The 14,533-nt window shown below is 71.7% G+C and carries 17 protein-coding genes and 1 tRNA gene; 3 read left to right on the forward strand and 15 right to left on the reverse strand.

Annotated features, from left to right (window positions below):
- The first annotated feature begins 227 nt into the window (after positions 1 to 227).
- A complete protein-coding gene (locus tag OHS82_RS22025) occupies positions 228 to 998 on the forward strand; it encodes a TetR/AcrR family transcriptional regulator (RefSeq protein ID WP_328434335.1) in 771 nt (256 codons plus the stop codon).
- A 76-nt stretch (positions 999 to 1,074) separates the two neighbouring features.
- Here OHS82_RS22025 and OHS82_RS22030 read toward each other — a convergent pair whose 3' ends face one another.
- From OHS82_RS22030 to OHS82_RS22045, 4 genes are all read right to left on the reverse strand, one after another.
- Complete coding sequence (locus tag OHS82_RS22030; protein ID WP_057576401.1) at positions 1,075 to 1,551, reverse strand: PPOX class F420-dependent oxidoreductase; 477 nt, start codon at positions 1,549 to 1,551, stop codon at positions 1,075 to 1,077.
- Between the two features lie 107 nt (positions 1,552 to 1,658).
- Complete coding sequence (locus OHS82_RS22035) at positions 1,659 to 2,486, reverse strand: YceI family protein (RefSeq protein WP_328434336.1); 828 nt, start codon at positions 2,484 to 2,486, stop codon at positions 1,659 to 1,661.
- A gap of 302 nt (positions 2,487 to 2,788) precedes the next feature.
- Positions 2,789 to 5,320 carry an MFS transporter gene (locus tag OHS82_RS22040; protein ID WP_328434337.1) on the reverse strand — a complete coding sequence of 844 codons (2,532 nt, stop codon included), beginning with the start codon at positions 5,318 to 5,320 and terminating at the stop codon, positions 2,789 to 2,791.
- Positions 5,321 to 5,333: 13 nt separating this feature from the next.
- On the reverse strand, positions 5,334 to 5,897 hold the full coding sequence (locus OHS82_RS22045) for a MarR family winged helix-turn-helix transcriptional regulator (RefSeq protein ID WP_328434338.1): 564 nt from the start codon (positions 5,895 to 5,897) through the stop codon (positions 5,334 to 5,336).
- A 246-nt stretch (positions 5,898 to 6,143) separates the two neighbouring features.
- Between OHS82_RS22045 and OHS82_RS22050 the strand changes: the two genes are divergently transcribed.
- The gene (locus tag OHS82_RS22050; protein ID WP_057576393.1) at positions 6,144 to 6,341 is read left to right on the forward strand and encodes a hypothetical protein; all 198 of its coding nucleotides are present in this window, start codon (positions 6,144 to 6,146) and stop codon (positions 6,339 to 6,341) included.
- Positions 6,342 to 6,679: 338 nt separating this feature from the next.
- Here the strand turns inward: OHS82_RS22050 and OHS82_RS22055 are convergent, their stop codons facing one another.
- From OHS82_RS22055 to OHS82_RS22095, 9 genes are all read right to left on the reverse strand, one after another.
- Positions 6,680 to 7,486 carry a hypothetical protein gene (locus OHS82_RS22055; protein WP_328434339.1) on the reverse strand — a complete coding sequence of 269 codons (807 nt, stop codon included), beginning with the start codon at positions 7,484 to 7,486 and terminating at the stop codon, positions 6,680 to 6,682.
- A gap of 64 nt (positions 7,487 to 7,550) precedes the next feature.
- Positions 7,551 to 8,459 (reverse strand): RNA polymerase sigma factor SigF, encoded by a 909-nt coding sequence (locus OHS82_RS22060; RefSeq protein ID WP_057576391.1) that lies wholly within the window; start codon positions 8,457 to 8,459, stop codon positions 7,551 to 7,553.
- Between the two features lie 308 nt (positions 8,460 to 8,767).
- Positions 8,768 to 9,739 (reverse strand): RNA polymerase sigma factor SigF, encoded by a 972-nt coding sequence (locus OHS82_RS22065; RefSeq protein WP_370444082.1) that lies wholly within the window; start codon positions 9,737 to 9,739, stop codon positions 8,768 to 8,770.
- Positions 9,740 to 9,927: 188 nt separating this feature from the next.
- Positions 9,928 to 10,221 (reverse strand): Dabb family protein, encoded by a 294-nt coding sequence (locus tag OHS82_RS22070; RefSeq protein WP_328434340.1) that lies wholly within the window; start codon positions 10,219 to 10,221, stop codon positions 9,928 to 9,930.
- Positions 10,222 to 10,251: 30 nt separating this feature from the next.
- Positions 10,252 to 10,428, reverse strand: a complete 177-nt coding sequence (locus OHS82_RS22075) for a hypothetical protein (protein WP_173985603.1) — start codon at positions 10,426 to 10,428, stop codon at positions 10,252 to 10,254.
- 205 nt (positions 10,429 to 10,633) lie between these two features.
- Positions 10,634 to 10,718, reverse strand: a tRNA-Ser gene (locus tag OHS82_RS22080).
- A gap of 58 nt (positions 10,719 to 10,776) precedes the next feature.
- The gene (gene tadA, locus OHS82_RS22085) at positions 10,777 to 11,208 is read right to left on the reverse strand and encodes a tRNA adenosine(34) deaminase TadA (protein WP_057576696.1); all 432 of its coding nucleotides are present in this window, start codon (positions 11,206 to 11,208) and stop codon (positions 10,777 to 10,779) included.
- Positions 11,209 to 11,258: 50 nt separating this feature from the next.
- Positions 11,259 to 11,801 (reverse strand): tRNA adenosine deaminase-associated protein, encoded by a 543-nt coding sequence (locus OHS82_RS22090; protein ID WP_057576384.1) that lies wholly within the window; start codon positions 11,799 to 11,801, stop codon positions 11,259 to 11,261.
- Between the two features lie 343 nt (positions 11,802 to 12,144).
- Entirely contained in the window at positions 12,145 to 12,342 is a 198-nt protein-coding gene (locus OHS82_RS22095; RefSeq protein ID WP_107105143.1) for a hypothetical protein, read from the reverse strand.
- 167 nt (positions 12,343 to 12,509) lie between these two features.
- On the opposite strand from OHS82_RS22095, the gene upp reads away from it, so the two are divergent.
- The gene (gene upp, locus OHS82_RS22100) at positions 12,510 to 13,145 is read left to right on the forward strand and encodes a uracil phosphoribosyltransferase (RefSeq protein WP_057576381.1); all 636 of its coding nucleotides are present in this window, start codon (positions 12,510 to 12,512) and stop codon (positions 13,143 to 13,145) included.
- 135 nt (positions 13,146 to 13,280) lie between these two features.
- On the opposite strand, the gene OHS82_RS22105 is transcribed toward upp, so the two are convergent.
- Positions 13,281 to 13,994, reverse strand: coding sequence for a LytR C-terminal domain-containing protein (locus OHS82_RS22105; protein ID WP_370444081.1), 714 nt, complete (start codon positions 13,992 to 13,994; stop codon positions 13,281 to 13,283).
- 228 nt (positions 13,995 to 14,222) lie between these two features.
- On the reverse strand, positions 14,223 to 14,519 hold the full coding sequence (locus tag OHS82_RS22110; protein ID WP_004943146.1) for a type II toxin-antitoxin system VapB family antitoxin: 297 nt from the start codon (positions 14,517 to 14,519) through the stop codon (positions 14,223 to 14,225).
- Positions 14,520 to 14,533: the final 14 nt, after the last annotated feature.

The following is a 14,533-nucleotide window of genomic DNA, read 5'->3' on the forward strand; positions in this document are numbered from 1 at the left end:
GGGTCCCGCGGACGCCCCTGAGGGCAGTCTCGAAGACGGGTACGTAGACGGGCACGTGGACGAACTCGCAGTCGCGGGATTCGTCCGACAGGGCGGTGGCACCGAGCCACCGCCCTGTCGCCGTCTTCCGGGTCGGTGGGGCTGCAGCCCGGGTGGGGCCCCTGCGGAGTGCAGGCCGCCGCTTAGCATCGTCCTCAGTGACCGGGAGTTCAGGAAGGTGCCGCGCGATGGCCGAGACCGCCAAGGATCCCGCCGCACACATCAGCGTGTGGCTGGAAGGCAAGGCGCGTCGCCGTGGCCGCGGTGGGGGCCAGCCCTCCGGGCTCGACCGGGACCGGATCACCGGGGCCGCCGTGCGGCTGCTGGACGCCGAGGGGCTGGCCGGCTTCTCCATGCGGCGGCTGGCGGCCGAGCTGAACGTGACGGCGATGTCCGTCTACTGGTACGTCGACACCAAGGACGACCTGCTCGAACTCGCCCTGGACGCCGCCTTCGGCGAGTTGGCGGAGCTGCTGCCCGATCCGGCGGACGAGGACGTGGACTGGCGCGACCAGCTGCGCGCTCTCGCCCGGGCCTACCGAGACCTGCTGGTCCGGCATCCCTGGCTGTCGCCGCTGGCCGGCACGTTCCTCAACGTCGGCCCCGACCACCTCGCCTTCACCCGGGTCGTCCAGCGCGTCGTGCGCCGCACCGGCATCCCGACGCGCGGCCTCGGGGCGGCCGTCGCCGCCGTCTTCCAGTTCGTGTACGGCTTCGGCACCATCGAGGGCCACTTCCTCGCCCGCTGCTCGGCCGTCGGCATGACCCCGGACGACTACTTCCGCCACGCGATGAGCGAGGTCCGCCAGGTCCCCCCGGCCGCCGACGTGGTCAAGGAGGCCGGAGACATCATGGCGGCCCGCGGCGGCGACACGGTGGAGGAGATGTGGGAGCGCGACTTCGACTTCGCTCTGGACCTGCTGATCGCGGGCATCGAGGCGATGGCCGAGCGCGGCTGACGGACCGCGGCTGACGGACTGCGGCTGACGGACCGCACGCGGCGGCGCCCCGTCGCCCCTCGGGCCGGGGTGCGGTCTACTCGTCGACGCCGGCGACCAGGTGTGCGGGGAAGCCGCCGGTGGCCACGGGGCCCCAGCGCTCCGGCGTGATCCGGATGATCGACTTGCCCTGCTTCCGCATGGCCTGCCGGTACTCGTCCCAGTCGGGGTGCTCGCCGGCGATGTTGCGGTAGTACTCCACGAGCGGTTCGACGGAGTCGGGGGCGTCGATCACCTCGGCGGCGCCGTCGATCTGGACCCACGGCCCGTTCCAGTCGTCGCTGAGCACGAGGACGCCGACGCGCGTGTCCCGCTTGGCGTTGCGCGTCTTGGCCCGCTCGGGGTACGTGGAGACGACGATGCGCCCCGAGTCGTCGACCCCGCAGGTCAGCGGCGAGGCCTGCGGGCTGCCGTCGGCACGCCGGGTCAGCAGGATCGCCCGGTGGCGGGGACGGACGAAGTCCAGCAGCTCGTCCAGGGAGACCTTGGTGTTCGTCGCGATGTTCGGTGCCATGCCCTCAGCCTAGGCCGCGGGACGCCCCGTCCGGCCGACCCTGCTGTGCCTACGCCTGCGGCCGTCGCGGTGCCCGTGGCCGTCGCCCTGCCTGCGGCCGGCCGTCCCTAAGCCCCGAGCTGCGGCAGCGCGTCACCCTGCACCGCCTGGACGTCCAACTCCACCTTCAGCGTCGTCCCGATGGCCGCGATGCCGGCCTGGACGACCTGGTTGTAGTTCATGGCGAAGTCCTCGCGCCGCAGCTGCGCGGTCGCCCGGAAGGCGGCGCGGGTGCCGCCCCAGGGGTCGGAGCCGGTGCCGAGGTAGGCAAGGTCCAGTTCCACGGGACGGGAGACGCCGCGCATGGTCAGCTCGCCGTGGACCGTCCAGCGGTCGGGGCCGGCGAGGGTCAGTCCGCCCGAGCGGTAGACGATCTCCGGGTACCGCTCGACGTCCAGGAAGTCCGCCGAGCGCAGATGGGCGTCGCGCACGGCGTTGCCGGTGTCGATGGAGGCCGCCCGGATCACGGCCTCGACCCGGGACTTCGTGACGTCGTCCGGGGCGACCTCGACGGCCGCCGCGAACTCCGTGAACCTGCCGTGCACGCTGGAGATGCCCAGGTGCTGGGCGACCGCCCCGACGGCGGAGTGTGCCGGGTCGACGGTCCAGGGGCCGGGCGGGGGCAGCTCCGAGCCGCCCTGCCGGGCCAGGGTCACTGTCCCGACCTCCGCCCTTCCGCTCGCCGTGACGATCGCGCTGGAGGCCGCGGGCGCGTACCCGACGGCGGTGACGATCACCGTGTAGGCCCCGGGCGCGAGTTCGGTCGCGTCCCGCACGGCCCCCTCCGCGTCGGCCTCGGCGCGCAGCACCTGGCCGCCCGTCATGTCGGTCACCGTGACGACCGCGTGCGACACGGCCCACCCGTCCCGGGTGCGGATCTTCGCGGTCAGTCCCATCTCATGCACTCCTCGACTGGAACCGGCCCGGTGCGGGGTGTACCCCCGCACCGGGCCGGAGCGATATCTGCGACAACCGGCCGATCGACGGCCGTTCGGTGGCCGTTCGACGGCGGTGCGCGGCCGGTGTCCGATCAGCGGCCGATGGCCAGGTGCCTGCGGCCGATGGCCAGGTGCCTGCTCGCCCGCCTGCCTACCCGGCGCCTGCCTGGCTGCCTGCCTGCCCGGTGCAGGCCAGGCACCCGTCGGCGTCCGTCCTGCACCCGACCTGCGTTCGGCCTGCGCCCGGCCCCCGCCCGCGACTACTCGCCGGGGTGGGCGAGCTCGATGTCGTGGCCGTCGACGCCGGCTCCCGCGACGGTCAGCGCGGTGGCCACCGGCGGGTAGCCGGTCGCGATGACCGTGTAGTCGCCGCCGTCGAGGTCGGCGAAGGCATAGGCCCCGTCGGCGCCGGTGGTGGCGGTGCCGACCACGTTGCCCGCCGCGTCCACGAGCGTCACGCGTGCGTCGGCCAGCGGTCCGTGCGGCGCCCGGACGACGCCCTGGAGCTGGGCGCCCGCGTCGAGGACGACCTCCGCACGGGTCACGCCCGTGACGCCGATCTCGACGGGCAGGGCGCGCGGCCGGAACCCGACGGCGTTCACCGCCACGGTCACCGCGCCCGGCACCAGCTCCGCGAAGGAGAAATCGCCCTGCTCACCGGTGGTTCCGGTGGCCAGCAGATCACCGCGCACATCGGTGACGATCACCATCGCGTCCTTGACGCCCTCGCCCGACTCGGCGGCCCGCACCACACCGGTGAGCCCGCTGGTCCCGCTGAGCAGGATGTCGTACGCCACCGGCTCCGCGCCGTTCACGACGATCGTGGAGGCCTGGGGCTGGAAGCCGTCCGCGGAGGCGATCAGCACGTACGAACCCGTGCCCGGCGCGTCCACCGCGTAGGACCCGTCGGTCTGCGCGACCGCCCGGCCGAGCTGCCGTCCGGTCAGCGAGATCAGGGTGACGGCGGCCTGGGGGACGGGAGCGTTCTCGGCGCCGCGGACGAAGCCGTGCACGGGGATGCCGCCCGAGGGGGCGACCGGCGACTCGACGGTGGCGACGGCGGAGAGCTGCTGCGCAGCCTGCGGACCGCTCTCCCGGCCGGGTTCGCGGGCCGGAGCCGCGGCAGCCGTGCCCGCGGCCGGGGTCTGTGCGGTGGCCGGCGTCTCCGCGGTGGCGGCGGGGGTGTCGCCCTCCGCCGCCTGCGCCAGCGCGCCCTTGGTCCGCAGCGGGACCTCCTTGATGAACAGGGTGATCAGGAAGGCGAGCAGCGCCAGCACCGAGGCGATCAGGAAGACGTCCGCGATGCCGTGGCCGTACGCGCTCTCCATGACCGTGCGCAGCGGCACGGGCAGCTTGTCCATGTCCGGGATCTGGCTGGAGGAGCCGGAACCGGACGCGAGTGCGGCGTACTTCGGGTCGAGGCCGGCGATGCCGTCCTTGGCGTAGTCGGTGATGCGGTTCGCCATGACGGCGCCGAGCGCCGAGACACCGATCGCACCGCCGAGCGAACGGAAGAAGGTGACCGTGGAGCTGGCCGATCCGAGGTCGGACGGGGCCACCTGGTTCTGCGTCGAGAGCACCAGGTTCTGCATCATCATGCCGATGCCGAGACCCAGCAGCGCCATGAAGACCGCGGTCTTCCAGTAGTCCGTGTCGTAGCGGATCGTGCTCAGCAGGCCGAGGCCCGCGGTGATGAGCACACCGCCGCTGACCAGCCAGGCCTTCCACTTTCCGGTGCGGGTGATGAGCTGCCCGGAGACGGTGGAGGAGACGAACAGACCGCCGATCATCGGGATCGTCATGATGCCGGACATCGTCGGGGACTCGTCCCGGGCCAGCTGGAAGTACTGGGCGAAGAAAACGGTTCCGGAGAACATCGCCACGCCCACGAACATCGAGGCGATCGACGACAGCGTGATGGTGCGGTTGCGGAACAGACGCAGCGGGATGATCGGCTCGGTGGCCTTGCTCTCGACGAGCACGAACAGCAGCGCGAGCAGGACCGAACCCGCGATCATCGTGTACGTCTGCCACGACAGCCAGTCGTACTTGTCACCGGCGAAGGTGACCCAGACCAGCAGCAGCGAGACCGCGGCCGAGATGAAGAACGCGCCGGCCCAGTCGACCTTCACGTCCCGCTTCACGACCGGCAGGTGCAGTGTCTTCTGCAGCACGATGAGCGCGATGACGGCGAAGGGGACGCCGACGTAGAAGCACCAGCGCCAGCCCAGCCAGGAGGTGTCCGTGATGACGCCGCCGAGCAGCGGACCGCCGACGGTCGCCACGGCGAAGGTGGCCCCCAGGTAGCCGGAGTAACGGCCGCGCTCACGCGGGGAGATCATCGCCGCCATGACGATCTGCGCCAGGGCGGAGAGGCCGCCGACGCCGACGCCCTGCACGACACGGCAGGCGATCAGCATGCCCGGGTTCTGCGAGAGGCCTGCGGCCGCCGAACCCAGCACGTAGATGACGAGCGCGATCTGGACGAGCGCCTTCTTGCTGTACAGGTCGGCGAGCTTGCCCCACAGCGGGGTCGTCGCCGTCATCGACAGCAGGGTGGCGGTCACGACCCAGGTGTAGGCGGACTGTCCGCCGCCGAGGTCGCCGATGATCTCGGGGAGGGCGTTCGAGACGATCGTGGACGACAGGATCGCCACGAACATCCCGAGCAGCAGCCCGGAGAGGGCTTCCATGATCTGCCGGTGGGTCATCGGAGCGTCCGCTGCGGAGCCGTGGGACCCTCCGCCGTGCTTCGCGTGGGCCCGCACACCGGCTGGTGTGGTCGTTGCCATGAGCTTTCTTCTCCTACATCGCTTGTGCGGGTGTACGGGTGGTCTGCATCCGTTCGTCTTCGCGAACGGGAATCGGGGGGCCGGGAGGCCGGTGTGCCGCGGGCGGCGGCGGCGGGTCGGGCGGGGACGGCGGCCGGTGCGTGACGGTCCTGCATTCGCCGAAGCTGGCGCGCAGCCGGGTCAGCAGCCCGACGAGCTGGCCGACCTCGGCGTCGGTCCAGTCGCCCAGGCGCTCGGCCAGCAGGTCCGTGCTGCGGCGGTACAGGTCGGCGAGCATCGCGTGGCCCTCGGGGGTGAGGTGCAGGATGCGGGAGCGCTTGTCCGCCGGGTCGGGGGAGCGCAGGATCCAGCCCCGCTCGGCCAGATGCGCGGCGTGCCGGCTGGTCACGGACATGTCGACGGCGAGCAGTTCGGACAGGTTGCTCATGCGCATGTCGCCGTGGCGACCCAGCAGCGTCAGCACCGCGGCCGAGCCGGCCGAGCAGTCCTGCGGCAGGATCCGCCCGAGGTCACGCTTCACGGCCCCGACGGCACTGAGCTGATGCGCCAGCTCCTGGAACTGCGCCTGCTCGGCCATCACACCTCCCGGATTCGTTGCTTGGGGCAACCATAGGATCGATTGGTTGCTGCAGGCAAATAAACTGGGCCGTCGGTGCCGCAAAAAGTTGGCAAAGGCAAGTGTTGCGTTGGTAAATCGGCAGGTCGGAGCCCATGCAGCGCGGCGCGGCCGTAACGGTCCCACCCGGCCCAACCTGCTGCGGCAAGATGCTCCGCGCGACCCCCACTTGGGCCCGACCGCCCGTTTTCGCTAGTGTCTCGGCCCATGGCTAACACCCAGGGCCCCCAGGGCAACCACGACCCCGCCGGCAGCACCCAGATGTTCCGCGCGTTCGTCGACGAGGGCGCTCCCCGGGCCGCCGCGCCGGCCCCCGCGCCGGCCGGCTCCCGTATCGGCCTGATCGTGGGCGTCGTCGCCGCGCTGGTGATCGTCGCTGCGGTCGCCTGGCTGGCGCTGAAGTAACCCGAGCCTTCCCGTGCACCTGCGCGCCGGGTGCACGGCCCCCGCCGTCCCGGCGGCCCTGACGGACGGGTGCAGACCCGGCCGGACGCGGGGCCGCCCGGCGGGGCCGACGAACGGCCCGGCCGTCGGGTGACCCCGGCGGCTCGCCTTGCGCTGCCGTTTCAGCGCCCCGCACCGGAGCTGGGCGAGCCCCCCGTTACGGCATCCCGTACTGGAGCTGGGCGAGCGCCCCCCCGTTACGGCATCCCGTATTGGGCGTGGGGCAGTGCTCCCGGTGCTGCATCCCGCACCGGAGCTTGGTCAGGGCCCCCGCAAGGGCATCCCGCACCGGAGCTGCGTCAGTGCCACCGCACCGAGACGTCCCGGGTCTCGATGTGCATGCCCAGCGGTACGCGCCATGCGTCGACGCACACCGTCCAGGTCTTCTCCTTCCGTGCGCCCGCGCCGATCGGCGTCGGGAGCGGGACCGTCGACTCACGCGTGGCCCAGTCGATGCCGAGTCCGTCGACGACGTGGGTGCCGAACGCGACCGTGCCCGAACCGACCGCTCTGCCACCGGAGTTGTGGAAGACGAGGGTCACGTCCTCGCACCACCGCTGCTCCGTGCCCACGCGGACCGGCTCGCTCACGGTGAGGACGGCCGGTTCGGTGGACGAGTGCCCGGACGGGGCCGTGGGCCCGGGCGAGGACGGAGCCGAGGGTGGATTCGGGGGCGTGCCGCCGGCGTGATCGCCCGCGCTGCCCGAGGCCCGGGGCGGCAGCGGCACGGAGCCCTCCGGAGCGTCCGGCCCCGAGACGCCCGAGGTGCCCGCCGCCTGGTCTCCCCCGGTGCCGGCACCGCTGCGGGTGCCGGGAGCCTGGTCCGTCGTGCCTGGACGATGACGTGAACCGGGGCCCGGGTGTGCGCTGGGGGATCCGCTCCCGCCGTCCAGCGGAAAGAGCCGTATCCCACCCGTCGGCGCCCCTGGACCGCCCGTGCCCGGACGTGCCGGGTCACCTGCCGAGCCGAGAGCGACGTAGTCGCCCCCACCGCCGTCCCCGCCGCACCCGGCGAGGAGGCCCGCCGCTCCCACCGCGAGGACGGCGGCCGCCGACGCGCCCCAGAGGGCGCCCCGGCGGCCATGTGCCCGTGTCGGACTGCGCATCGCGCCAGTGTGTCCGACGCACCGTCAGTGAGGAACCCCTCTGCGTGCGCCGACCGGTCTGGCCCTAGTCGGAGATCAGGCCCTCGCGCAGCTGAGCGAGGGTCCGGGTGAGGAGACGGGAGACGTGCATCTGGGAGATGCCGACCTCCTCGCCGATCTGGGACTGGGTCATGTTGGCGAAGAAGCGCAGCATGATGATGCGGCGCTCACGCGGCGGGAGCTTGGCCAGCAGCGGCTTCAGCGACTCCCGGTACTCCACGCCTTCGAGCGCGGTGTCCTCGTAGCCGAGGCGGTCGGCGAGGGAGCCCTCGCCGCCGTCGTCCTCCGGAGCCGGGGAGTCCAGCGAGGAGGCCGTGTAGGCGTTGCCGACGGCGAGTCCGTCGACGACGTCCTCCTCCGAGACGCCCAGCACCGCGGCGAGTTCGGCGACCGTCGGGGAGCGGTCCAGCTTCTGCGAGAGCTCGTCGCTGGCCTTGGTGAGTGCCAGCCGCAGCTCCTGCAGGCGACGCGGGACGCGCACCGACCACGACGTGTCGCGGAAGAAGCGCTTGATCTCGCCCACGACCGTCGGCATCGCGAACGTCGGGAACTCCACGCCCCGTTCGCAGTCGAAGCGGTCGATCGCCTTGATCAGGCCGATGGTGCCGACCTGGACGATGTCCTCCATCGGCTCGTTGCGCGAGCGGAAGCGGGCCGCCGCGTAGCGCACGAGCGGGAGGTTGAGCTCGATGAGCGTGTCCCGGACGTACACGCGCTCGGGGCTGTCCTCGGCGAGAGTGGCCAGTCGCAGGAACAGGGAGCGGGACAGGGTGCGGGTGTCGATGGCCCCCGTGGCCGTGAGAGCCGGGGCCGCGGGGGCCTCGGGGGCTGTGACGTCGTCGAGCACGTCGGGCTCGACAGGCGCGACGGGCGCGGACTCGCTCGGCGTGAGCGTGAGCGTGAGCACCTTCGAGCTGCCCTGTTCTGCGGACATGCCACCCCCTTTGGGTCGCGGGACGGTCGCGGCGTGACGCCCCCGCTTGAGGAACGTCAGCCTTCACCTGAATACCGGAGCCGAAGCCCCGGCAAACGCTCTTCCGGCAGAATGTCACATGTCGGCAACACGCTGTAGTGACATGTCGACATGTGAGTGACGAATCAGCCCTGGAAAAAGGGGGTGTGACGGTTTTTCAGCGGAGATCGGACGGGAAGGGCCGAGGTGAGCGATTCGCTCCCAGCGGTGACGTGTCGGTCGTGCTTGCGATACCCCATCGAGCTACGTGTCGGGCGGCGCCGAAGGGGTCAGGCCTCGATGCGGTTGGCGGAGCGCAGTCGCTGGAAGCTGCGCGCCAGGAGGCGGGAGACGTGCATCTGGGAGACGCCGAGTTCCGCGCTGATCTGGGACTGCGTCAGATTGCTGTAGTAGCGCAGCAGGAGGATGCGCTGCTCGCGCTCCGGGAGCTGGACCAGGAGGTGGCGGACGAGATCGCGGTGCTCCACGCCGTCCAGCGCCGGGTCCTCGTATCCGAGGCGGTCCAGCAGCCCGGGCAGGCCGTCGCCCTCCTGGGCGGCCTCGAGCGACGTGGCGTGGTACGAGCGGCCGGCCTCGATGCAGGAGAGCACCTCGTCCTCGCCGATGCGCAGCCGCTCGGCGATCTCCGCCGTCGTCGGGGTGCGGCCGAAGGCGGTCGTCAGGTCCTCGGTCGCGCTGTTGACCTGCACCCACAGCTCGTGGAGCCGGCGCGGTACGTGCACCGTGCGGACGTTGTCGCGGAAGTACCGCTTGATCTCGCCGATGACCGTGGGCATCGCGAACGTCGGGAACTGCACGCCCCGTTCCGGGTCGAAGCGGTCGATGGCGTTGATCAGGCCGATGGTGCCGACCTGGACCACGTCCTCCATCGGCTCGTTGCGGGAGCGGAAACGGGCGGCCGCGTAGCGCACGAGCGGGAGGTTCGCCTCGATGAGCGCCCCGCGCACGCGGTTGTGCTCCGGCGTGCCCGGCTGTAGTTCCTTGAGCTCTCCGAAGAGCACCTGGGTCAGCGCCCGGGTGTCGGCGCCGCGGCGTCGCTCCGGGGCCGGAGCGGCCTCCGCGGGCTCTGCGACCGGCGAGGCCTCCGCGGCCTCCACGGCCTCCATGGCGGGCGCCGGGGCGGGCGCCGGGGTCGAGGCCGCGACCGGGCCCGGAACGGATGCGGGTGTCGGCGCCGTGGCGGGTGCCGGGGGCGCCTCTGTCTGAGGCGGCGCAGTACTGGCCGACAAGGTCAACGCCACCTCTTCGTCAGGTCAACATCGGTCAACTCATCCGTCAAAAGCGGTCATAGCATCACAAGACATGTGCACTGTGTGCAAGCACCCCATAACACCGTGTTGAGGGTCGGAGAGGGCGGCGGCCTCGAACGAGGGCACGCAAAAACCCCCCGCCGGTCCGGCGGAGGGCTCCGTTCGGCAGGGAGGGCGGCTCAGACCTCGTAGTCGGCGACCACCCAGGTGGCGAACTCCCGCCACAGCGCGACGCCCGCCTGGTGGGCCGGGTGCTCGAGGTACCGCTTGAGGGCGTCCGCGTCCTCGACCGCCGAGTTGATCGCGAAGTCGTAGGCGATGGGCCGCTCGCTGATGTTCCAGCCCAGCTCCCAGAAGCGCAGCTCGTCGATCTGTCCGCCCAGGGCCCGGAAGGCCGCCTCGCCCTGCACCACCCGGGGGTCGTCGCGCTCGACGCCCTCGTCGAGCTTGAAAAGGACCAGGTGGCGGATCATGGGCACTCCCAGTACGTGCGACGGTCTCGGCTACCGCGCCCCGTCGGCCAGCCAGGTGAAGAAGTCGCCGATGGCCTGGGCCGCGTCCGATATGCCCTCGAAGCCTATCTGGACGTAGTCCGCCGCCTTCGCCGGGTCCGTGATGATCACGTACAGCACGAACACCACGAGTACGTAGACGGCGATCTTCTTGGCGTTCACCGCCACCTGGCCTCCCCTGTATGTGGCCGCTCGGGCCCCCGCTGACGGCGGCGAGTGTATCTGTAAGTGCGATTTACACACTGCTTTTGATCGTCTGTGGCGCGTTCATGAACTGTTCCGGGGATGCCGCCGACGAAGGGCCGAATGCGGGCGTCGGCGCACGCAAAACACCCTCCTGATCGTGTTTCCACTGATCAGGAGGGTGTGAGAGCGGTAGCGGAGGGATTTGAACCCTCGGTGACTTGCGCCACACTCGCTTTCGAGGCGAGCTCCTTCGGCCGCTCGGACACGCTACCGAGGGAGACCTTACAGCAAGGTACGGCCCGGTTTGAAATCGGTTCTGCGGCGGGTGGATCAGCGCTCGCGGAAGAAGTCCGTGAGCAGTTGCGCGCACTCCGTCGCGAGCACGCCCTCGATCACCTCGGGCCGGTGATTGAGCCGTCGGTCGCGGACGACGTCCCAGAGGGAGCCGGCCGCGCCGGCCTTGTCGTCGCGGGCGCCGTAGACGACCCGGTCCACCCGCGACTGCACGAGGGCGCCCGCGCACATCGTGCACGGTTCGAGGGTCACGACGAGCGTGCAGCCGGACAGCCGCCACGCGCCCGTCGCCTCGGCAGCCCGCCGGACGGCGAGCACCTCCGCGTGGGCCGTCGGATCGCCGCCGGCCTCGCGTTCGTTGTGACCCCTGGCGAGGACCGTGGTGCCGTCCGGAGCCAGCACCACGGCGCCGACCGGGACGTCTCCGTCCCGGGCGGCCGTCCGGGCCTCGTCCAGGGCGAGCCGCATCGCGGCCCGCCAGGGGTCGCGCACGGGGTCGGCCGGGGCCTCCGGTGCGGTCAGCGGACCGTCTCCAGGACCGCCGACGCGCCCAGGGCGTCGGCGATCTCGGTGAGCGCGTCGTCGGACAGCGCCTTCAGATCCTTCTCGGTGACGCCGAGGTCGTCGAGGATCCCGGCGTCACCGACCGGGCCGTGCGGCACGGCCTCCGCGGAGCCGCCGCTCGTGGCGCCGCCGGAGCCCTCGTCCTCGTCGTCGTCCTCGTTCTCACCGTCCTCGGTGCCGTCGAGATCCAGGGCGTCCAGGACGTCGTCATCCGGATCCCTTCCGAGCAGTTCGTCGGTGAGCAGGATCTCGCCGTACGAGCTGCGGGCGGCGGCAGCGGCGTCGGAGACGTAGATGCGAGGATCCTCCTCGCCGTCGATGCGGACGACCCCGAACCAGGAGTCCTCCTGCTCGATCAGCACGAGCACCGTGTCCTCGTCCGGCGAGGCCTCCCGGGCCAGGTCGGCCAGATCCGACAGGGTCTCCACATCGTCGAGCTCTGTGTCGCTCGCTTCCCACCCGTCTTCGGTGCGCGCGAGCAGTGCGGCGAAGTACACCGTGACTCTCCCACTGGTCCTAGGCGTGCCGGTTGGGGGTCCCCCCGGCGGAGGTTACGGGCGGAAAGCTCAGGCTCCGAGCCCCACCCACTCGGAATCGTGGCAGAAACAAGGCGTTCAGGGGACGTCTTCGGCTCCCTGTGTCCGGTGGTTTTGATCGCACGTCCGCGGTCACGTCCGTGAGCGACTCACCAGCGCACTCGTTGCCGCCACGAGCGGATCGTACGCGGCTTTCCCGCGCGGCCACGCACGCCTGCCCCACGTGACACCCCGCGTGACACCCGTGACGGTGGTGATCTTCCCCGTATGCCCCAAGTCCGGTACGGCCGCCGCACGGACGGGTCTACCAGCGGAACGTGCGCATACGCATCGCGTGGCGCAGGCGGGCGGTCTTGGCGCGTCGCGGCTGGACCCGGTCGCGCAGTTCACGGGCCTCGGCCAGCTCGCGCAGGAACCGGGCACGGCGCCGGCGGCGCTCCGCGTCGGTCTCGGGCGGCCTCGTCGGCGAGTCGCCGTCGGTCGGGTCGGGCAGGTCAGGCATCAGCACACCACCCCGGGTACCCCGGTCCGTCTCCATACCTGCCTCCCACTTTCCCTCCGACGGGCGGTGCGACGCCAGCGAACGGCGGAAGCCGGGGAAAAGTTCGGGGGAAAGGTTCACCGAGTGTGGGGACGCCGGGCAGGACGGGCCCGGTTACTGTTGTCGACATGCGTCTCCACGTCGTCGACCACCCTCTGGTCGCCCACAAACTCACCACGTTGCGCGACCAGCGCACGGACTCCGCGACCTTCCGCCGACTGGCCGACGAGCTGGTCACCCTGCTCGCCTACGAGGCCACGCGGGACGTCCGCACCGAACAGGTCGACATCAAGACGCCGGTCGCCGCGACCACCGGCGTCAAGCTCTCCTACCCGCGCCCGCTGGTCGTGCCGATCCTGCGCGCCGGCCTCGGCATGCTGGACGGCATGGTCCGGCTGCTGCCGACGGCCGAGGTGGGCTTCCTCGGCATGATCCGCAACGAGGAGACGCTCGAGGCGTCCACGTACGCCACGCGCATGCCGGAGGACCTCTCCGGCCGCCAGGTGTACGTCCTGGACCCGATGCTGGCCACCGGCGGCACGCTGGTCGCCGCGATCCGCGAGCTGATCCGGCGCGGCGCCGACGACGTCACGGCCGTCGTGCTGCTCGCCGCCCCGGAGGGCGTGGCGATCATGGAGCGCGAGCTCGCGGGCTCTCCGGTCACCGTCGTCACGGCGGCCGTCGACGACCACCTCAACGAGCACGGATACATCGTCCCGGGTCTGGGCGACGCGGGAGACCGGCTGTACGGGGCGGCGGAGTAGCCGTCGCGCTGCGGCTCCCGCCCGGGCCTCCGGCACCGGAGGCCCGGCCCCTGACGATCAATCGGCAGGGGAAGAGGGGAAGAGCGCCGACGTCACATCGGCGCCCCGACGTGCTGACGGCCGGTGAGTCGGCGGTCAGCAGCCCTTTTTCGTGGTGGCGCCTGCCGAGGGGTGCGGGGCGGTCAGTGCCGTCAGGGCCTTGGTCGCCTCCGCCTGGCCGGTCAGGGCCTTGAAGCCGTTGCCGATGATCAGGTCGACCGCCGTGCCCGTGCGGGCCGCGTCGGTGCGGCGCTCTGCCGTGCCGAGCTGCGTCGCGAGGACCGGCAGCGAGGTGTTGAGCGAGGACGCGGGGCCCAGCAGCATCCCGGTCCCGGCGACCTTCTTGTCGTACTGCTTGGCGGCGTTGCCCACCTGGCCGATCTTGAAGCCGCGTCTCCTCAGCTCGTCCGCGGTCGTCTTCGCGAGGCCGCTGCGGGTGGTGGCGTTGAAGACGTTCACCGTGATCTGCGCGGGCTTGGGCACCGCACTCACGCCGGCGCCCGCACCCGCTGCGGCGCCCGCACCGGTACCGGCGCCTCCGCTCGTGGCGGCGGACGCCGACGCGGAGGCTGCGGGGCTCGCCTTCGTCGTGTTCTTCGGGCAGCCGTCCGCCGCCGTGGCGGTGCCCCCGCCGCCCGTGAAGACGTCGATGAGCTGCAGGGTGCCCCAGCCCGCCACGCCGAGCGCGGCGCCGCAGGCGACGACCACGACGGCAAGCCGGCCGCGTCGACGATGGGGACGCATGCGGGGGTATTTGTCCCCCGTGATCCGGTACTTGCCGCCCATGCCGGGGGGAGTCAGCATGCTCATGGGCGCAGCGTAGTGCGCCCGGGCGGCCGTGACTAATAAACGATCATCCGACACCGTGCCGGGCGCGAGAAAGAACCCGAAAGGGTCAATCCGGAGGCCGCCGCAACCCGTGTCGAGGCCCCTGCGGAGGTCCGACGAAGCCCGGCGGCGGTCCGAAAGCACCTGACGGAGGTTGGGCCTGGGCGCGACGCCGGCCCGGCGGAGGTCCGGGCGGCGGCCCGGCGGGGCTCAGTCCAGCTCGAGGACGCGGGCGTGCAGCACCTGTCGCTGCTGGAGCGCCGCCCGCACCGCGCGGTGCAGTCCGTCCTCCAGGTACAGGTCGCCCTGCCACTTCACGACGTGCGCGAACAGGTCGCCGTAGAAGGTGGAGTCCTCCGCGAGCAGGGTTTCCAGGTCGAGCTGCTGCTTGGTGGTCACCAGCTGATCGAGGCGGACCGGGCGCGGCGCGACGTCCGCCCACTGCCGGGTGCTTTCCCGGCCGTGGTCGGGGTACGGCCGGCCGTTTCCGATGCGCTTGAAGATCACACGGAAAGCCTACC

Source organism: Streptomyces sp. NBC_00425 (genome assembly GCF_036030735.1).
Lineage (GTDB): Bacteria > Actinomycetota > Actinomycetes > Streptomycetales > Streptomycetaceae > Streptomyces.

Excerpts from the sequence above, each read along its gene's own strand:
- OHS82_RS22025 (WP_328434335.1), top strand. The coding sequence starts at position 228 with ATGGCCGAGACCGCCAAGGATCCCGCCGCACACATCAGCGTGTGGCTG.
- OHS82_RS22030 (WP_057576401.1), bottom strand. The coding sequence starts at position 1,551 with ATGGCACCGAACATCGCGACGAACACCAAGGTCTCCCTGGACGAGCTG.
- OHS82_RS22035 (WP_328434336.1), bottom strand. The coding sequence starts at position 2,486 with ATGGGACTGACCGCGAAGATCCGCACCCGGGACGGGTGGGCCGTGTCG.
- OHS82_RS22040 (WP_328434337.1), bottom strand. The coding sequence starts at position 5,320 with ATGGCAACGACCACACCAGCCGGTGTGCGGGCCCACGCGAAGCACGGC.
- OHS82_RS22045 (WP_328434338.1), bottom strand. The coding sequence starts at position 5,897 with ATGGCCGAGCAGGCGCAGTTCCAGGAGCTGGCGCATCAGCTCAGTGCC.
- OHS82_RS22050 (WP_057576393.1), top strand. The coding sequence starts at position 6,144 with ATGGCTAACACCCAGGGCCCCCAGGGCAACCACGACCCCGCCGGCAGC.
- OHS82_RS22055 (WP_328434339.1), bottom strand. The coding sequence starts at position 7,486 with ATGCGCAGTCCGACACGGGCACATGGCCGCCGGGGCGCCCTCTGGGGC.
- OHS82_RS22060 (WP_057576391.1), bottom strand. The coding sequence starts at position 8,459 with ATGTCCGCAGAACAGGGCAGCTCGAAGGTGCTCACGCTCACGCTCACG.
- OHS82_RS22070 (WP_328434340.1), bottom strand. The coding sequence starts at position 10,221 with ATGATCCGCCACCTGGTCCTTTTCAAGCTCGACGAGGGCGTCGAGCGC.
- tadA (WP_057576696.1), bottom strand. The coding sequence starts at position 11,208 with ATGCGGCTCGCCCTGGACGAGGCCCGGACGGCCGCCCGGGACGGAGAC.
- OHS82_RS22095 (WP_107105143.1), bottom strand. The coding sequence starts at position 12,342 with ATGCCTGACCTGCCCGACCCGACCGACGGCGACTCGCCGACGAGGCCG.
- upp (WP_057576381.1), top strand. The coding sequence starts at position 12,510 with ATGCGTCTCCACGTCGTCGACCACCCTCTGGTCGCCCACAAACTCACC.
- OHS82_RS22105 (WP_370444081.1), bottom strand. The coding sequence starts at position 13,994 with ATGAGCATGCTGACTCCCCCCGGCATGGGCGGCAAGTACCGGATCACG.